17 protein-coding genes are annotated in these 18022 nt (G+C 64.9%); all 17 read left to right on the top strand.

The genetic code is table 11. The features are described 5' to 3' along the window. The first annotated feature begins 250 nt into the window (after positions 1 to 250). The 17 genes from ABV518_RS13240 to ABV518_RS13160 all read left to right on the top strand — a co-directional run bounded on the left by ABV518_RS13240 (position 251) and on the right by ABV518_RS13160 (position 18020). A complete protein-coding gene (locus ABV518_RS13240; protein WP_367767536.1) occupies positions 251 to 1384 on the top strand; it encodes a mannose-1-phosphate guanylyltransferase in 1134 nt (377 codons plus the stop codon). An 89-nt stretch (positions 1385 to 1473) separates the two neighbouring features. Continuing rightward, entirely contained in the window at positions 1474 to 2682 is a 1209-nt protein-coding gene (locus ABV518_RS13235) for an amidohydrolase (RefSeq protein ID WP_367767535.1), read from the top strand. A gap of 127 nt (positions 2683 to 2809) precedes the next feature. Continuing rightward, positions 2810 to 3244 carry a MarR family winged helix-turn-helix transcriptional regulator gene (locus ABV518_RS13230; RefSeq protein ID WP_367767534.1) on the top strand — a complete coding sequence of 145 codons (435 nt, stop codon included), beginning with the start codon at positions 2810 to 2812 and terminating at the stop codon, positions 3242 to 3244. Between the two features lie 46 nt (positions 3245 to 3290). Further along, entirely contained in the window at positions 3291 to 3722 is a 432-nt protein-coding gene (locus ABV518_RS13225; protein WP_131132711.1) for an organic hydroperoxide resistance protein, read from the top strand. Next, on the top strand, positions 3719 to 4741 hold the full coding sequence (locus ABV518_RS13220; RefSeq protein WP_367767533.1) for an NADP-dependent oxidoreductase: 1023 nt from the start codon (positions 3719 to 3721) through the stop codon (positions 4739 to 4741). Before ABV518_RS13225 ends, ABV518_RS13220 begins: the two co-directional genes overlap by 4 nt. Positions 4742 to 5060: 319 nt before the next feature. Further along, positions 5061 to 6167: a BMP family protein gene (locus ABV518_RS13215; RefSeq protein ID WP_367767532.1), complete on the top strand. Its 1107-nt coding sequence runs from the start codon at positions 5061 to 5063 to the stop codon at positions 6165 to 6167. 176 nt (positions 6168 to 6343) lie between these two features. Beyond that, complete coding sequence (locus ABV518_RS13210) at positions 6344 to 7948, top strand: ABC transporter ATP-binding protein (protein ID WP_367767531.1); 1605 nt, start codon at positions 6344 to 6346, stop codon at positions 7946 to 7948. Further along, complete coding sequence (locus ABV518_RS13205; protein ID WP_367767530.1) at positions 7941 to 9314, top strand: ABC transporter permease; 1374 nt, start codon at positions 7941 to 7943, stop codon at positions 9312 to 9314. The genes ABV518_RS13210 and ABV518_RS13205 overlap by 8 nt, the downstream gene beginning before the upstream one ends. Then, a complete protein-coding gene (locus ABV518_RS13200) occupies positions 9311 to 10639 on the top strand; it encodes an ABC transporter permease (protein WP_367767529.1) in 1329 nt (442 codons plus the stop codon). The genes ABV518_RS13205 and ABV518_RS13200 overlap by 4 nt, the downstream gene beginning before the upstream one ends. Then, on the top strand, positions 10636 to 11049 hold the full coding sequence (locus ABV518_RS13195; RefSeq protein ID WP_367767528.1) for a cytidine deaminase: 414 nt from the start codon (positions 10636 to 10638) through the stop codon (positions 11047 to 11049). The genes ABV518_RS13200 and ABV518_RS13195 overlap by 4 nt, the downstream gene beginning before the upstream one ends. A 2-nt stretch (positions 11050 to 11051) precedes the next feature. Further along, positions 11052 to 12365: a thymidine phosphorylase gene (locus ABV518_RS13190; RefSeq protein ID WP_367767527.1), complete on the top strand. Its 1314-nt coding sequence runs from the start codon at positions 11052 to 11054 to the stop codon at positions 12363 to 12365. Positions 12366 to 12370: 5 nt separating this feature from the next. Next, entirely contained in the window at positions 12371 to 13030 is a 660-nt protein-coding gene (locus tag ABV518_RS13185) for a DedA family protein (protein ID WP_367767526.1), read from the top strand. Between the two features lie 179 nt (positions 13031 to 13209). After that, entirely contained in the window at positions 13210 to 13938 is a 729-nt protein-coding gene (locus ABV518_RS13180) for a DedA family protein (RefSeq protein WP_367767525.1), read from the top strand. Between the two features lie 40 nt (positions 13939 to 13978). Then, positions 13979 to 15121 carry an adenosine deaminase gene (locus ABV518_RS13175; protein WP_367767524.1) on the top strand — a complete coding sequence of 381 codons (1143 nt, stop codon included), beginning with the start codon at positions 13979 to 13981 and terminating at the stop codon, positions 15119 to 15121. 64 nt (positions 15122 to 15185) lie between these two features. Further along, entirely contained in the window at positions 15186 to 15785 is a 600-nt protein-coding gene (locus ABV518_RS13170) for a MazG nucleotide pyrophosphohydrolase domain-containing protein (protein ID WP_367767734.1), read from the top strand. A 130-nt stretch (positions 15786 to 15915) separates the two neighbouring features. Next, positions 15916 to 17196 carry a phosphopyruvate hydratase gene (gene eno, locus ABV518_RS13165; RefSeq protein ID WP_131132700.1) on the top strand — a complete coding sequence of 427 codons (1281 nt, stop codon included), beginning with the start codon at positions 15916 to 15918 and terminating at the stop codon, positions 17194 to 17196. 158 nt (positions 17197 to 17354) lie between these two features. Continuing rightward, on the top strand, positions 17355 to 18020 hold the full coding sequence (locus ABV518_RS13160) for a septum formation initiator family protein (RefSeq protein ID WP_367767523.1): 666 nt from the start codon (positions 17355 to 17357) through the stop codon (positions 18018 to 18020). Positions 18021 to 18022 lie beyond the last annotated feature (2 nt).

The raw sequence follows: 18022 nt of genomic DNA, 5'->3' as shown, positions 1-18022 counted from the left end.
AACCTCCCTGCAACACAGCGGCGCTGGCATGAGATCCACGCGGGGGGAACGCCTGCTGCGAGAGCACTCGTAGCTCAGGCCTAAATCTAGGCTTCGCTCACAGCTTATTCAATTTAGGAACTCCTTGGTGACTCGCCCTGCCGCGGATTTCCGGTTGTTTTGAGACGAACGACACACGATCCGGCAGATTGGGGCGTGCCCGGCGTCGTTTGAAGGGACCTTCGGGGCGGGTCGGCTAAAGTAAGCGGTGATGAGTACAGACAAAGTGACAAGCCCGGATTCACCCCTTAGCCGCTTTATTGCGGTGATTCCGGCAGGTGGGGTGGGGACCCGCCTCTGGCCCCTGTCACGTGCAGCAGCTCCCAAGTTCCTTCACGACCTCACCGGGTCGGGCAGTACGTTGCTTCGTGCCACGTATGACCGGCTGGAGCCACTCGCGGGCAAAAACGTCCTCGTGGTCACGGGCACGGCGCACCGCGCCGCCGTGTGCCGCCAGTTGCCTGAGCTCCAGGATTCCGACCTTGTCCTGGAAAGCGAGCCGAAGGATTCCGGCGCCGCCATCGGACTGGCGGCCGCCATCCTGCATGAGCGGGATCCGGACACCATCATGGGCTCCTTCGCCGCCGACCAGGTCATCAGCCCGGACCACCTTTTCCAGGATGCAGTCCGCGAGGCCATTTACACGGCAGCGGCCGGCAAGATCGTGACCATCGGCATCAAGCCCACCCACCCGTCCACCGGTTTTGGCTACATCCGTGCCGGACATGAACTCCGCATTGAGGGCGCTCCCAGTGCCCAGGCTGTGGTGGAGTTCGTCGAGAAGCCGGACGAGGAAGTTGCCCAGCAGTACGTGGACAGCGGCGAGTATGTATGGAACGCCGGCATGTTCGTGGCCCCGGTTGCCCTGATGCTCAAGCACCTTGAAGCCAACCAGCCGGAGCTCTTCAACGGCCTGCAGGAGATCGCCCAGGCCTGGGACACTCCCGACCGTGATGCCGTCACGGCACGCGTGTGGCCCACCCTGCCCAAGATCGCCATCGACTACGCAGTGGCCGAACCTGCCGCCGCAGCCGGCGACGTCGCCGTTGTTCCCGGCACGTTCGGATGGGACGACGTCGGCGACTTCGCTTCCGTGGGCCGGCTCAACAGTGCCCGCGAAGTGGACGACGTCACGGTTATCGGTGAAGGCGCCCGAGTGTTCACCGAAAATGCCAGCGGCGTAGTGGTCTCTGACACCAAGCGGGTCATTGCCCTGATTGGTATCAAGGACGTTGTCATTGTCGATACCGGGGATGCCCTTTTGGTGACCACGAAGCAGCACGCCCAGCGGGTCAAAGGTGCCGTCGATGCGCTCAAGGCCAGTGGCGACACCGACGTCCTGTAGCGCGGTTGACCGGGCAATGCCGGGACGAGTAATCCGTAACGCGCCGCCGGTGATGCCGCTATTCCGTGGACGCTCGCTAGAGTAAATCTGTGCGCAATTACACTACTGAAGCCCAGCCCACCGCATTGGTGGGGCCATGGCTGGAGCCGCTCCTTCCGGAACTGATCGACTTCCGCCGTGACCTTCACGCGCACCCGGAGCTGTCCTTCAAGGAATTCCGCACCACTGACCGGCTCGTGGAACGGCTCGAAGCTGCCGGTCTCGAGCCCAAGCGGCTGGACGGCACGGGTTTGACGGTGGACATCGGTGAAGGCCCCATTGCCACTGCCCTGCGCGGTGACATCGATGCCCTGCCCATCATCGAAGAGACGGGCCTGCCGTTCGCGTCCAAGAACCACGGCGTTACCCATGCCTGCGGACACGACGTCCACACCACCACCATGCTGGGCATCGCCCTGGTGCTGCACCGCATGCATCAGGAAACTCCGCTGCGCGGCCGCGTCCGCATCATCTTCCAGCCGGCGGAGGAGACGATGCCGGGCGGTGCGCATTCGTGCATCGAGCAGGGGGTCCTCGAGGGCGTCCCCCGCATCCTTGCGCTGCACTGTGACCCGCGTATCGACGTCGGAAAGATCGGAACGCGCATCGGTGCCATCACCTCGGCGTCGGACACCATCCGGATCGAGCTGTCCGGCCGGGGCGGGCACACGTCCCGCCCGCACCTGACCGAAGACCTCGTTTTTGCCCTGTCGCAGATAGCGGTGAACGTGCCCGCCGTGCTGTCCCGCCGCGTCGACGTCCGCAGTGGAGTCTCCGTGGTCTGGGGGCAGATCTCCGCCGGATCCGCACCCAATGCCATTCCCGGCAGCGGCTACATGGCCGGAACGATGCGCTGCCTCGACCGCGACGCGTGGCACAGTGCGGGGGAGCTCCTGGACGAGGTTGTCCACCAGGTGGCCGCGCCCTACGGCGTGGATGTCCGCCTGGAGCACACCCGTGGCGTGCCGCCGGTGGTCAACTCCGAACACGAAACCGCCCTCATTGAAGCAGCCGCCCGCGCTGAAATCGGCGAAGGCGCCGTGGTGCTGACCCCGCAGTCCATGGGCGGGGAGGACTTCGCCTGGTTCCTGGCGGAACTGCCCGGTGCCATGATGCGTCTCGGCACAAAGACTCCCGGCGGAGAAGAGTACGACCTTCACCGCGGCGACTACATCCTGGACGAACGGGCCCTCGGCTTCGGCATCCAGGTCCTGACGGCCGCAGCGCTCCGGACCATCCGCGATCTCAACACCCCCTAACACCCTCCGGCGCGAACTGGCACCTAATACCCTTAAATCCTCATTTTGAGGGTATTAGCTGCCAGCTCGCGCTTCTTTTAAGCAAATTAAGTTGTGTACAACCGAATTGTGCACTATCGTTTAGGTTATGACTGAAGCCCCCCGCCTCGACCGCCAGGTGTGCTTTGCCCTGTACTCCGCCTCCCGTGCGGCAACCGCGGTCTACCGGCCCATCCTGGATGACCTCGGCCTGACGTATCCGCAGTACCTGGTGATGCTGGTCCTGTGGGAGTCCGAGCCGAGAGGAGTTAAGGACCTGGGGGAGGAGCTCGGCCTCGACTCCGGCACCCTGTCGCCCCTGCTCAAGCGCCTTGAAACGCTGGGGTTCGTGGAGCGGCGCCGGTCCGGCGAAGACGAACGACGTGTAGCCATCCACCTGACACCGGCCGGGCGGGAACTCAGCGGCAGGGCGACCGGGATTCCCCAGCATCTTGCCGACGCCGCCGGGCTGTCAGCCGAGGAGCTTGAACAGCTTCGAGCCACCCTGGGCAGGCTCACGGAAGCACTCCACCGTTCGCACTGACCACCCACAAATTTCCGGTATCCACATTCAACAGGACGGACCACACATGAAGACTCTCTACACAGCCGAGGCCCTGGCTTCCGGCGAAGGCCGCGACGGCAACGCACGCACCAACGACGGGAAGCTGGATGTCAGCCTGGCCAGCCCCGTGGAACTGGGCGGCAATGGACAGGGCACAAATCCGGAGCAACTCTTCGCCGCCGGCTACGCCGCGTGCTTCCACTCGGCACTGCGCCTTGTCGGGCGCAAGGAACGTGCCGACCTCACCGACTCAGCGGTGGCAGCCAAGATCCACTTCGGTGCCCTGGCTGACGGCGTGGGCTACGGCCTCGCGGCCGAACTCGAAATTGCCGTCCCGGCCCTGGACCTCGCCACCGCCGAATCCCTGGTGGCCAAAGCCCACCAGATCTGCCCCTATTCCAACGCCACCCGCGGAAACATGACCGTGGACATCAAGATCCTGGAGTTTGCAGCATGAGCACAATAACGGCACTGCCCACGTCCACCCGTGAAATCCGCCTGGCGTCGCGCCCCACCGGACGCCCCGTTCCCGAAAACTTCCGGCTGGCAGAGTCACCGCTGCCGGAGCTTCAGGATGGCCAGATCCTGGTCCGCAACCTCTTCATCTCCGTGGACCCCTACATGCGCGGCCGCATGAACGACGTCAAGTCCTACTCAGCACCCTTCGCACTGGATGCAGCGCTCGACGGCGGGGCCGTGGGTGAGGTCATTGCGTCCAGGGCCGAAGGGCGCAGGGTGGGGGACGCCGTCGTCCATCAACTCGGGTGGCGGGAATACGCTGTGCTGGACGCAGCGGCGACCTCGGTTGCCCGCACGGACCTCGCGCCGGCGTCGGCGTTCCTCGGAGCGCTGGGCATGACCGGCCTCACCGCGTACGCCGGCCTGCTGAAAGTGGCCGAGTTCAAACCCGGGGACGCCGTATTCGTCTCCGGTGCGGCGGGAGCCGTGGGCTCGCTCGTGGGCCAGATCGCCAAGGCGATGGGTGCCTCCCGGGTCATCGGGAGCGCAGGCACGCCGGACAAGGTTGCACGGCTCCTGGAGCTGGGCTTCGACGCAGCCTTCAACTACAACGACGGGCCCGTGCGCGAGCAGCTTGCCAAGGCCGCAGGACCCGCCGGCATTGACGTCTACTTCGACAACGTGGGCGGCGAACACCTGGAAGCCGCACTGGCGGTCCTCAACGTGGGCGGCCGCGTGGCCATGTGCGGCGCCATCGCCCAGTACAACGCCACCGAGCCCGCGCCAGCCCCGCGGAACCTCATGCTGGCCATTGGCAAGCAGCTGACCCTGCGCGGGTTCCTCGTGGGCAGCTACTGGCACCTCATGGGCGAATTCGCCGAAAAGGCTGCTGGCTGGCTCGCCGATCGAAGCCTCCAGTACGACGAAACGGTGGTGGACGGCCTGGAGAACGCCCCGCAGGCATTCATGGACCTGCTCGAGGGCGCCAACACCGGCAAGATGCTGGTCCGCCTCTAAGCACACGACCCCAAAAGAACAGCGCGAATGAACACTTGGGGCCCCCTTTTCGCAGGGGCCCCAAGTGTTCGTTAGCGCTTAACCCGCGGGCTTCGGGGGCTGCGGCGCGGCAGTTCCTACTGCTTGGTAACAAAATCTCAACAATCTTCGGATTCGGGCCGCGATCTGCTATTTGATGTGGCGCAGGACACTAAAGTAGGTCTTATCAGAGCGCTTCGGCGCAGTGCTGCGGACCGTCAGTGAAAACAGAATTTCAGGGTTGAAACAGACACTCATTGAATTCACGTCGTAGCGCATCTCTCTTCATCCTGGAGGAATCTTGAAGTCATCACTGCGTGCACACCTCAAGCGCGGTTCAGTTGCAAGCGTGGCCACCGTGGGTGCTACCGCACTCCTGTTGGCCGGTTGCGGTGCACCTCCCGAAGCGGGCAGCCCGAGCGCGACGGCCCGTGACTACACCGGCTGCATCGTCTCCGACTCCGGCGGATTCGACGACCAGTCGTTCAACCAGTCATCGTACGAGGGCCTCAAGAAAACTGAGAAGGACCTGGGCATTAAGGTCAACCAGGTTGAATCCCAGACCAACAACGACTTTGAGCCGAACCTCCGTGCCATGGTCACCGCTGGGTGCGACCTCACCATCACAGTTGGCTTCCTCCTTGGTGACGCCACCCAGGCCCAGGCGACTGCAAACCCGGACAGCCACTTCGCGATCATCGACTTCGGCTACAACCCGGCGATCGCCAACGTCAAGCCGATCATCTATGACACCGCCCAGGCTGCATTCCTGGCAGGGTACCTCGCGGCCGGATCCACCAAGACCGGTACCGTGGCCACGTTCGGCGGCATCAAGATCCCCACCGTGACCATCTTCATGGACGGCTACGCCGACGGCGTGAAGTACTACAACGAGAAAAAAGGCAAGGACGTCAAGGTCCTTGGCTGGGACAAGGCGTCACAGGACGGCAGCTTCACCGGCGACTTCACCAAACAGGACGTTGGCAAGCAGCTCACCCAGAACTTCCTGGACCAGGGCGCAGACATCGTGATGCCCGTGGCCGGTCCGGTGGGCAAGGGCGCCGGCGCAGCGCTGAACGAAGCGAAAGCGGCCGGCAAGGACGTCAAACTCATCTGGGTTGACTCCGACGGCTTCCTCACGGCTCCCGAATATAAGGACATCATGCTTTCGTCAGTCATGAAGCTGATGGGCGAAGCTGTTGAGACCGTAGTGAAGGAGGACGCGGACGGCAAATTCACCAACACGCCGTACGTCGGCACGCTGGCGAACGACGGCGTCCAGCTGGCCCCCTTCCACAGCTTCGACTCCCAGGTCCCGGCCGATCTGAAGTCCGAGCTGGACCAGCTCAAGAAGGACATCGTGGACGGCAAGATCAAGGTCGAGTCGGCGGCAAGCCCCAAGGCTTAGTCATCCCACTAAGCGCCACCCCCGGATGGTCATCGACTGGCCGGGCGGTGGCGCTTTTTATTGGCGCCCGTTTGACGTCAATGAGCCCGCTCAACCCACGACTGCAGGACTAGGCTGGTGCTGCAGCCACCTACCCGTCCGGTCGGTATACGGACGCTTCGAGATTGGTCAGAGTTTTGAAACTTGAACTCAGAGGGATCACCAAACGCTTCGGCTCCCTGCTCGCCAACGATCACATTGACGTGGTGGTTGAACCCGGACAGATCCACTGTCTGTTGGGCGAGAACGGCGCCGGAAAATCCACGCTGATGAATGTGCTGTACGGGCTGTACGAGCCCACCGAGGGCGAAATCCTCATAGACGACAAGCCGGTCTCCTTCCGGGGCCCCGGCGACGCCATGGCCGCCGGCATCGGCATGGTGCACCAGCACTTTATGCTCGTGCCCGTGTTTACCGTGGCCGAGAATGTGGCCCTTGGGGCCGAGTCCACCAAGGCCGGCGGCTTCCTGAACCTGGACGACACCCGCCGCAAGATCAAGGAGATCTCCGACCGCTACGGGTTCGACGTCGACCCCGATGCCCTGGTGGAGGACCTCCCGGTGGGCGTGCAGCAGCGGGTCGAAATCATCAAGGCACTGGTCCGCGATGCCCGGGTCCTCATCCTCGATGAGCCGACGGCGGTGCTTACACCCCAGGACACCGATGAGCTGCTGGACATCATGCGCCAGCTCAAATCCAGCGGCACCTCGATTGTTTTCATCTCGCACAAACTGCGCGAGGTAAAAGCCGTATCGGACACCATCACCGTGATCCGGCGCGGCAAGGTGGTGGGAACTGCCAGCCCGGAGGCGTCCACCAACGAACTCGCCTCCCTGATGGTTGGCCGCGCCGTCAGCCTCACCCTGGACAAAGCCCCGGCCAAACCCCAGGAGAAAACGTTCCAGGTCAGCGGCCTCACGGTCGTTTCGCCCACCGGCCAGCACGTGGTGGACGGCATCAGCTTCGACATTGCACGAGGCGAAATCCTGGCCGTCGCAGGAGTGCAGGGCAACGGCCAGACCGAACTGACCGAGGCGATCCTTGGCCTGCAGGACCGCGTCCATGGCTCCATCCTCCTGGACGGCGAGGAACTCGTTGGCCGCAGCGTCAAGGACGTGCTCAACTCCGGAGTCGGCTTCGTCCCGGAAGACCGGTCCGTTGACGGCCTCATCGGCACGTTCTCGATCGCCGAAAACCTGATTCTTGACCGCTACGACCAACAGCCGTTCGCCAGAGGCATCAGCATGAGCCCGGCCAAAGTCCTGGAGAACGCCAGGACGCGGATCGATGAGTTCGACGTCCGCACGCCCTCGGGCCTGCTGGCTGCCGGCACCCTGTCCGGCGGCAACCAGCAGAAAGTCGTGATGGCACGGGAGCTCTCCCGGCCGCTGCGTCTCTTCATTGCCTCCCAGCCCACCCGTGGCGTGGACGTCGGGTCCATCGAATTCCTGCACAAGCGGATCGTGGCCGAACGGGACCATGGCACGCCCGTTCTCATCGTGTCCACCGAACTTGACGAGGTCATGGAACTGGCTGACCGGATTGCTGTCCTCTACAAAGGCAAGCTCGTGGGCATCGTGCCCGCCGGAACCGGCCGCGACGTCCTGGGCCTGATGATGGCCGGGATCGCGCCGGAGGACGCTGCGCCTGCAGGCAGCGCGGAAAAGACCCGCCCAGGCCCGGACACACCGGGTGCCCCACGGACCTCCACCGCCAGCGCCGAAGGAGGCGACCATGTCTGAGAAGGATCCCCGCAAACACGCGGCTGACCTGCATCGTGACAAACCCCGCGGGGCAGCCCCCGCAGCCGAAGAGACGGCCGCCGTCGTCGCCCTGGATACGGCCGGAGGAGCCATGGAGCCCTCGGCCGTTCCAGCCACAGCGCAGAGCGGCAAGCTGCCAGGCGGTCCGGACACCCTTTTCCGCAAGATCTTCACCGGCAGCGGCATGGTTTCGGTCCTGGCCGTCTTCCTGGCCCTGGTCATTGGCGGGCTCCTGATCGCCAGCACCGACGAACAGGTGGGAAAAACCTCCACCTATCTTTTTGCCCGGCCTGCGGACTTCCTGACCGCTGTGTGGAACGCTGCCACCGGCTCCTACATCGCACTGTTCCAAGGGTCGATCTTCAACCCCCGCGGCTCCAGCGTGGCCGTCCAGTTCGCGCCGTTCATGGAAACCCTGACCATCGCCACACCGCTCATCACAGCGGGACTCGGCGTGGCCCTGGCGTTCCGGGCGGGGCTGTTCAACATCGGTGCCCAGGGCCAGATCATCATGGCGGGCATCCTCGCCGCCTGGGTGGGTTTCGCCCTGGACCTCCCGTTGGGGCTGCACCTCCTACTGGTCCTCGTCGCCGGCATCGTCGGCGGCGCGATCTGGGGCGGCCTGGTGGGGCTCCTCAAGGCGCGGACCGGCGCGCACGAGGTCATCCTCACCATCATGTTCAACTACATCGCGCTGTACTTCCTGCGGTACCTGCTGAACACGCCGGCGTTCCAGCGCCCGGGGGATTCGAACCCGATTTCGCCCATCCTGGACCCCACGGCCGTCTACCCGCAGATCCTCGGCACGCAGTACCGGCTGCACCTTGGGTTCGTACTGGCCATCGCCGCCACGGTCCTCGTCTGGTGGCTGCTCAGCCGGTCCACGGTCGGCTTTGAATTCCGGGCTGTCGGTGCCAATCCCAAGGCCGCCCAGACCGCCGGCATCAACGTATCGCGCTCCACCATCCTGGTGATGGCCATCGCCGGCGCACTCGCTGGAATGTCCGGCGTCGCCCAGGTGGCGGGCACGGAAAAGGTCCTCACGGACGGTGTTGCCGCGACGTACGGCTTTGACGCCATCACCGTTGCATTGCTGGGACGTTCGACGCCGTGGGGCACCTTCGCTGCCGGCCTGCTGTTCGGCGCCTTCCGCGCCGGAGCCGTCCAGATGCAGATCCAGACGGGCACCCCCATCGACATCGTCCTGGTGGTCCAGTCCCTGATCGTCCTCTTCATCGCGGCCCCGCCGCTGGTGCGGGCAGTCTTCGGGCTGAATCCGCGCCGCAGGAAGCCGGCAGCCGCCGGAACGTCCCGGAAAGCCGCAGCCACCGGAGGTGCAGCATGAGCACAACAGCAACGTCACCCCTGCCCGGCAACAAAGGCCCGGGCAGCCCGCGGCCCGACACTGGCAGTGGCCTGGCCACATCAGCCAAGCCCGTGACCTGGAAGACCCCCGTATTGCTGGGGCTCCTAGGCGTCGTGGCCTTTGTCTTTTTTGGCCTCATGGGACCCAACCAGACCGCCGAGTTTGGCATTTCCGCCGACAGTGACTTCTTCCAGCTCCCCGCCGTTGAAGTTCCCGCGTTCCTTGGCGGCATTGTGCTCTCCGTGATCCTGCTGGGGCTCGCAGCCTATGCAGTGTTCCTCAAGACGAAGGACCAGGCCGCACCGGCGTGGCTGCCCATCACCTTCACCGTGCTCTTCGTTGCGGCCTTCCTGATCTGGGTGGTAGGCGGGGCGCGCACCCCCAGCATTTCGCTCGCGGGCCTCATCGCCGGATCAGTCACCCTTGCCGTGCCGCTGGTGTTCGGGTCCCTTTCCGGTGTCCTGTGCGAGCGCGTCGGCGTGGTGAACATCGCCATCGAGGGACAGCTCCTCGGCGGTGCCTTCACCGCCGCCATGGTGGCGACCATGACCAGGAACCCGTTCCTGGGCCTGCTCGCTGCGGCAGTGGCGGGCGCCGTCGTCTCCATGGTCCTGGCCGTCTTCAGCATCAAATACCTGGTCAACCAGATCATTGTGGGCGTTGTCCTGAACGTGCTGATGTCCGGACTCACCGGCTTCCTGTTCAGCACCGTCATGCAGGCCAACAAGGCACAGTTCAATTCACCGCCGAGCCTGGACAACATCGAAATTCCGCTCCTGTCCGGCATCCCCATCATCGGGCCCATCCTGTTCAAGCAGACCCTCGTGGGCTACCTGATGTACGTCGCCGTCATCGTGGTCTGGCTGGGCCTGTTCAAGACCAAATGGGGCCTGAGGGTCCGCGCTGTGGGCGAACACCCGCAGGCGGCCGACACCATGGGCATCAAGGTCAACGCCACCCGCTTCTGGAACGTCACCCTCGGCGGCGCCATCGCCGGCATCGGCGGATCGTTCTTCACACTCGTGGCGATCGACAGCTTTACCAAGGAGATCTCCGGAGGACGCGGGTTCATCGCCCTGGCCGCACTGATCTTCGGCCGGTGGAACCCCATTGGCGCCTTCTTTGCCGCCCTGCTGTTCGGCTTCGCCGACAACCTGCAGAGCATCGTGACCATCATCGGAACCCCGGTGCCCAGCCAGTTCATGGCCATGCTGCCCTACCTGGTGACCGTGTTCGCAGTCGCAGGGCTTGTGGGCCGATCCAGGCCGCCCGCCGCCAGCGGCATCCCGTACGTCAAGGGTTGACGGCCGTGCAGGGAAACGCAGCAGCAGTTGACTGGCAGGAACTCGAGGCGGCCGCCCTAGACGCCATGAGGAATGCCTATGCGCCGTACTCGAAGTTTCCGGTGGGGGCCGCGGCCCTCACCGACGACGGGCGGATCGTCAGCGGCTGCAACGTAGAAAACGCCAGCTACGGCCTCACGCTCTGCGCCGAGTGCACGCTGGTGGGCAACCTGCACATGACGGGCGGCGGCCTGCTTCGCGCCTTCTACTGCGTGGACGCGGCCGGCCAGGTCCTGATGCCGTGCGGCCGCTGCCGCCAGCTGCTCTACGAATTCCGCGCTCCCGGCATGGAGCTGATGACCACCCAAGGCATCAAGACAATGGACCAGGTGCTGCCCGATGCATTTGGCCCCCAAAACCTGGAGGACTGAAGGTGACACAAGGAGCTGACGCGTTCGACGCCGTCGACATCATCCGCATCAAGCGGGACAAAGGCGTACTGAGCGCCGAACAGATCGACTGGACCATTGACGCCTACACCCGCGGTGCGATCGCCGATGAGCAGATGGCGGCGCTGAACATGGCCATCCTGCTCAACGGCATGGACCGGGCGGAGATCTCCCGCTGGACGGCGGCCATGATCGCCTCGGGGGATCGGATGGACTTCTCCGGCCTTCGGCGTCCCGACGGCGGCGTGAAGGCCACGTCCGACAAGCACTCCACCGGGGGAGTGGGGGACAAGATCACCCTGCCGCTGGCACCGCTCGTTGCCGTCTTTGGCGTTGCCGTGCCGCAGCTGTCCGGCCGCGGGCTGGGCCACACCGGCGGAACGCTGGACAAACTGGAGTCGATCCCCGGCTGGCGTGCGGACCTGAGCAACGAGGAGATGATGGCCCAGTTGCAGGACGTAGGCGCCGTGATCTGCGCGGCCGGTGCCGGGCTGGCGCCGGCGGACAAGAAGCTCTACGCCTTGCGGGACGTCACCGGCACCGTGGAAGCGATTCCCCTGATCGCCTCGTCGATCATGAGCAAAAAGATCGCCGAAGGCACAGGCTCGCTGGTCCTCGACGTCAAGGTGGGCAGTGGCGCGTTTATGAAGGACGAGGCACGGGCCCGGGAACTGGCCGAGACCATGGTGGCCCTCGGGAAGGATGCCGGCGTCAACACTGTTGCCCTGCTGACCAACATGAGCACGCCCCTGGGCCTCACCGCGGGCAACGCCATCGAGGTGGAAGAATCCGTGGAGGTCCTGGCCGGTGGCGGTCCGGAGGACGTCGTCGAACTCACCGTCCGGCTGGCAGAGGAAATGCTGGCGTGCGCCGGCATCCACAACGCCGATCCCCGGGCGGCGCTGAAGGACGGCCGGGCCATGGACCTCTGGAACCGCATGATCCAGGCGCAGGGCGGGGATCCGCGGGCCAAGCTGCCGGTGGCCAGGGAATCCGAGGTCATCTATGCACCGGCGGACGGCGTGCTCGTTGAGCTCGACGCACTGTCGGTGGGCGTCGCGGCCTGGCGCCTCGGCGCCGGCCGGGCCCGCAAGGAAGACCGCGTCCAGGCCGGAGCGGGCGTGCGGATGCACGCCAAACCAGGCGCCGTGGTCCGCGCCGGTGAACCCCTGATGACGCTCCTCACGGACACTCCCGAAAAGTTCGCCCGTGCCAAGGAAGCCCTGGAGCACGCGGTGCTCATCGCTCCGGAAGGATCGCGTCCCGCGCAGCAGCTCATCATCGACCGAATAGCATAAAGACAATGCAGGCCATCAACGATTTCATCCTCGCTGCCGCCGGGCAGCCCTGGGTGCTGTTCCTGGTCCTGGCCTGCTGCCTCATTGACGGCTTCTTTCCGCCCATACCCAGTGAATCCGTGGTGGTGGGACTGGCCGCGGTGGCTGCCACCGCGGACGTTCCCAACCCCTGGCTGCTGATGCTGGTTGCAGCCTTGGGGGCCTTCTCTGGCGACAACATCGCCTACGCCATCGGGCGGAGGGTAGGAACACGCCGCTGGTCCTGGATGCGGGGCCCCCGCATGCAGAGCGCCTTCCGGTGGGCCGGAGGGGAACTGCGGAAACGGCCGGCGTCGCTCATCCTGGTGGCGCGGTTCATCCCGATCGGCCGGGTGGCCGTGAACCTCACGGCCGGAGTGACGCATTATCCGCGGCTGCGGTTCATCGGGCTCACCGTGCTTTCCGCCACCCTGTGGGCCAGCTATTCGGTGGGGATCGGCCTGTTTTTCGGGCAGTGGTTCGAGAACAACCACTTCCTGGGCGCGGTCATCGCCATCGTCTGTGCTGTGGCGCTTGGCATTGTTGTTGACCTGGTCATCAACCGCATCCGGGGACGGGTGCCGGTGGTTGAACGGATGAAGGATCCGGAAGCCTCGGCCGACGGCGGGACTCAGCCCAAGGACTGACGTGTTGCCCCTGCAGATATCAGCCCGCAGGACGACGACGGAACGCCGTCCTCACCGCTAGATTTGGAAGCGTACTTCCACGGCCGGGGCGTAGCGAACGACGCCTTGGCCGTGGGACACTGAAGAGCGATTTCCGTCACTTTTGGCTGCGTCATTTTTCGTCTAGGAGCAAGACCCGCGTGGAGTTTATTAATGAGGCCGTGCTCCATGCAGCGGGCCAGTGGTGGATTTACCCGGTATTGCTGGTGTTTTTCTTTGTGGACGGCTTCGCGATGGTGGTCCCGAGCGAGACCCTCATCGTCGCGCTCGCGGCGTTTTCCCGCCACAGCGGAGAGCCCAACCTGTGGATCCTCGGCGCCACCGCCCTGGTGGGCGCCATCGCCGGGGACAACATGGCTTTCCTGCTGGGACGCAGGATCGGCCTGACCCGCTGGAAGTGGATGCGCCGCCCCAAGGTGCAGAAGGCCTTCGGCTGGGCGAGGTACGAACTGGAAAAGCGGGGCGCCGTCCTCATCTTCACCGCCCGCTACATCCCCTGGGGCCGCGTGGCCGTGAACTACGTGGCCGGAAGCACAGGCTTTGCGCACCGACGCTTCTTCCTGCTGGACGCTTTCGCCTGCGTCACGTGGGTGGGCTACTCGATCGGTATCGGCCTGCTGGCCAGCTCCTTCCCCTGGCTCCATCACAACCCGCTCCTGAGCGCAGGCATTGCCGTGGTGTTCGCGATCGTCCTGGGCATCGCGATCGACCACCTCCTGCGCTGGTGGCACAAGCACCTCGCCCGCAAGGACGCCGAAGTCGTGGATGAATGGCTTGACGGCGGTCATGAAGGCGCGCTGCCTCCCCGCACGGGGACGGCACCCCTTCTTACCTCAGCTGCCGGCGAGGGCGATCCGGCCGCAAAATAGCGGCTGGCTTTGCGCGTCCGCCGACCCTAAGGTTGGAACCGTGACTGAGCCTATTGTTGACGCTGCCCCTGCCATCGATTTCGACCTGAAGAGCCTTCCCAAGGTCTCCCTCCACGACCACCTGGATGGTGGTCTCCGGCCGGCCACCATCATCGAACTGGCCCAGGCCGTCGGCCACACGCTTCCCTCAACCGATCCCGTGGCGCTGGGCGAATGGTTCCGTGAGTCCGCTGACTCCGGCTCGCTGGTCCGCTACCTGGAGACGTTCGACCACACGGTCGCCGTGATGCAGACCAAGGAAGGACTGTTCCGCGTCGCCAAGGAATTCGTGGAAGACCTCGCCGACGACGGCGTGGTGTACGGCGAGGTCCGCTGGGCACCCGAACAGCACCTCCAGAAGGGCCTGTCCCTGGACGAAGTGGTGGAGGCCGTGCAGGAAGGCCTCGAGGCGGGCGTTGACGCCGTCGCCGAGACCGGACGCGAGATCCAGGTGGGCCAGCTGATTACCGCCATGCGGCATGCAGACCGCGGCCAGGAGATTGCCGAACTTGCCGTGCGCCACCGCAACAAGGGTGCCGTGGGCTTCGATATCGCCGGCGCAGAGGACGGTTTCCTGCCGTCCCGCTTCAAGGACGCCTTCACCTACCTGGCTGAGCAGAACTTCCCCGCGACGGTGCACGCCGGCGAGGCTGCCGGGCTCGAAAGCATCCAGTCGGCGCTGGTTGACGGGCGGGCGCTGCGCCTGGGCCACGGTGTCCGCATCGCCGAAGACATCATGGTGGAGTTCGACGACGAAGACGCCGAGAGCGACGAGGACAGCATCGGACTGGTAACCCTGGGTGACCTCTCCAGCTGGATCCGGGACCGCGGCATCGCCCTGGAGATCTGCCCCTCCTCCAACCTCCAGACCGGAGCGATCGCAGGATTCGGCGAGGGCATCGAAAGCCACCCGCTGGACATGCTCTACCAGCTGGGCTTCAACGTCACCATCAACACCGACAACCGGTTGATGAGCGGCGTCACCCTGACCGATGAGTTCGAACTCCTCGTGGAAACCTTCGACTACGACCTCGACGACCTCCTCGAGCTCACCCTCAACGCCGCCGAGGCGTCCTTCCTGCCGCTGGAGGAGAAGGAAGCGCTGGTGGAATACATCAACGACGCCTACGCCAACCTTGGCTGACCAGCCGGCACCCGTGCCGGAGCTCATCGGCGTGATCGCCGCACTCCGGGAGCACTGCCCCTGGATGGGCGCCCTCACCCATGAGTCCCTGGTGGAGTACCTCCTGGAGGAGGCCTTCGAGGTTGCCGAGACCATCGAGACCGGTGCCGACGACGCCGAACTCCAGGGCGAGCTGGGCGACGTACTGCTCCAGGTGGTGCTGCACGCCCGGCTCGCCGAGGAACGGGGAAGCTTCGCGTTCGACGACGTCGCGCGCGGCCTGAGTGCCAAGATGGTCCGGCGCAATCCGCACGTCTTCCGGCCGGACGGCTCCCTGCAGGAAAGCTTCCCGGCCACGGTCGAGGAGATCGTGCAGAAGTGGGATGCCGTCAAAAGGACCGAACGGCCGGAGCGCAAGGATCCCTTTGAGGGGATTCCGCACGCGCTTCCCGCCCTGGCCAAGGCCCAGAAGGCCCTGGACCGGGCCGAGCGCGCCGGATTTCGACAGGCTCAATCACCGGAGCCTCCGATGGTTGAGCTTGTCGAAACCGAGGAAGATCTGGGCGAGCTGCTGCTCGCCGTCGTCGGCTCTGCACGCAGTAAAGGATTCGACGCCGAACGCGCCCTCCGGGGTGCCGTCCGGCGGTACCAGGCCGCCTACGAAGGCACTGCCGCGCCATCATGACGTCCGGGGGATGGATAGGTTTCCGTAACCTCCACCACTCTCGACTACGCTTGTCCCTGACGAGGACGTCGATTTTTCCGCTAGTTTTCCGCTATCAGACTCCCAGTTATCGCCCATAAGGAGCATATTCATGGCGCTTATCGATGCCATCCACGCCCGCGAGATCCTCGATTCCCGTGGCAACCCGACCGTAGAAGTTGAAGTTCTGCTTTCCGATGGCCAGATCGGCCGCGCGGCAGTTCCCTCCGGTGCCTCCACCGGCGAGCACGAAGCCGTTGAGCTCCGCGACGGAGACAAGGGCCGTTACCTCGGCAAGGGTGTGCAGAAGGCCGTTGACGCTGTCATCGACCAGATCGCTCCGGCCCTGACCGGCTTCGACGCCACCGACCAGCGCAGCATCGACCAGGCCATGATCGACCTGGACGGCACCCCCAACAAGGCCAAGCTGGGCGCCAACGCCATCCTCGGCGTCTCCCTCGCCGTGGCCAACGCAGCCGCCGCTTCCGCCGACCTGCCGCTGTACAAGTACCTGGGCGGCCCGAACGCCCACGTGCTGCCCGTTCCGCTGATGAACATCCTCAACGGCGGCTCGCACGCTGACTCCGACGTCGACATCCAGGAATTCATGGTTGTCCCGCTGGGCGCCGAGACCTTCTCCGAGGGCCTCCGCTGGGGCGTTGAGGTTTACCACGCGCTCAAGGCTGTCCTGCAGGAAAAGGGCCTCTCCACCGGCCTCGGCGACGAAGGCGGCTTCGCGCCGAACCTGCCGTCCAACCGTGCAGCGCTGGACCTGATCCAGGAAGCCATCAAGAACGCCGGCTACACCCCGGGTAAGGACATCGCCCTGGCCCTGGACGTTGCCTCCTCCGAGTTCTTCACGGACGGCGCCTACCAGTTCGAAGGCAAGGCGCTTTCCGCCACCGAGATGAGCGCCTACTACGCCGAACTCGTCGCCGACTACCCGCTGGTTTCCATCGAGGACCCGCTGGATGAAAACGACTGGGAAGGCTGGAAGACCCTCACCGACACCATCGGCGACAAGGTCCAGCTCGTTGGCGATGACCTTTTCGTCACCAACCCGTCCATCCTGCAGCGCGGCATCGACACCAAGACCGCCAACTCGCTGCTGGTGAAGGTCAACCAGATCGGTTCACTGACCGAAACCCTGGACGCCGTCAGCCTGGCCCAGCGTGCCGGTTACACCACCATCACCTCACACCGCTCCGGCGAGACCGAGGACACCACCATCGCCGACATCTCGGTGGCCACCAACGCCGGCCAGATCAAGACCGGCGCCCCGGCCCGTTCCGAGCGTGTTGCCAAGTACAACCAGCTGCTGCGCATCGAAGAGGAACTCGACGACGCCGCACGCTACGCCGGCCGCAGCGCGTTCCCGCGTTTCAAGGGCTAGTAGCCGCGCAAACAACTGACCGGTGGCTATGGTTGAAAGACCATAGCCGCCGGTTTTTTGTTTTCGCCAAGCTGTTTAGCCTGCACGGCTTTGTCCGGACGCGGTTAATTCAGCGCAGACAGTTGCTGCCCAGGCAGGCCGCACGTTTCAGGAGTGTCATGGCTACCCGCCGTCCCAAAGTTCCCAGGGCCGCCAACAGGCCGAACGCCACACCGGAGCCATCCAAGGAAGCCGCCGACGTCATCCGGGCCGATTTCGGCGGTGCCAAGGACAAAGCCGCCGCGTCAAAAGGCTCCGGCGGGCCCAAACCGGCCACCACGACGCCGGCCGCCAAGACACGGGGGAGCGGCGCCGCCGCTTCCACCAAGAACGGGACGCAGAAAGGCGGCCCCGCCAGGAACGCCGTCCACGACAACGCCCTCGACGACGGCCACCCGGTTCCCGCCAAGGCCTTCTCCGGCCGGATGCTTGCGCTGGCGGTGGTGATGATTGCGATCACCATCATGCTGGCCCCCACGGTGAAGATCTTCTTCGACAAAAAGGCGGAAATCGACGCCCTCAATGCCGATATCGCGGCGAGCCAGGCGCAGCAGGACAGCCTCCGGCAACAGGTGTCACGGTGGCAGGACCCCAACTACGTGAAGCAGCAGGCCCGCGACCGCATTAACATGGTTATGCCGGGTGAGACCGGCTACTGGGTATTCGGCAGCGACCTGCCGGCCGGTACCAGCAGCAGCCAGTCCGGTGTTGCAGCACAAGACCCCGCCGATCTGCCGTGGGTGGATTCCCTGTGGGAGTCCATCAGGCGTGCGGCCACAGACTGAAC

The sequence above is a fragment of the Arthrobacter sp. HS15c genome (assembly GCF_040812005.1).
GTDB lineage: Bacteria > Actinomycetota > Actinomycetes > Actinomycetales > Micrococcaceae > Arthrobacter.
The sequence above is the reverse complement of the archived record's forward strand: the minus strand, read 5'-3'. Positions and strand labels throughout refer to the sequence as shown.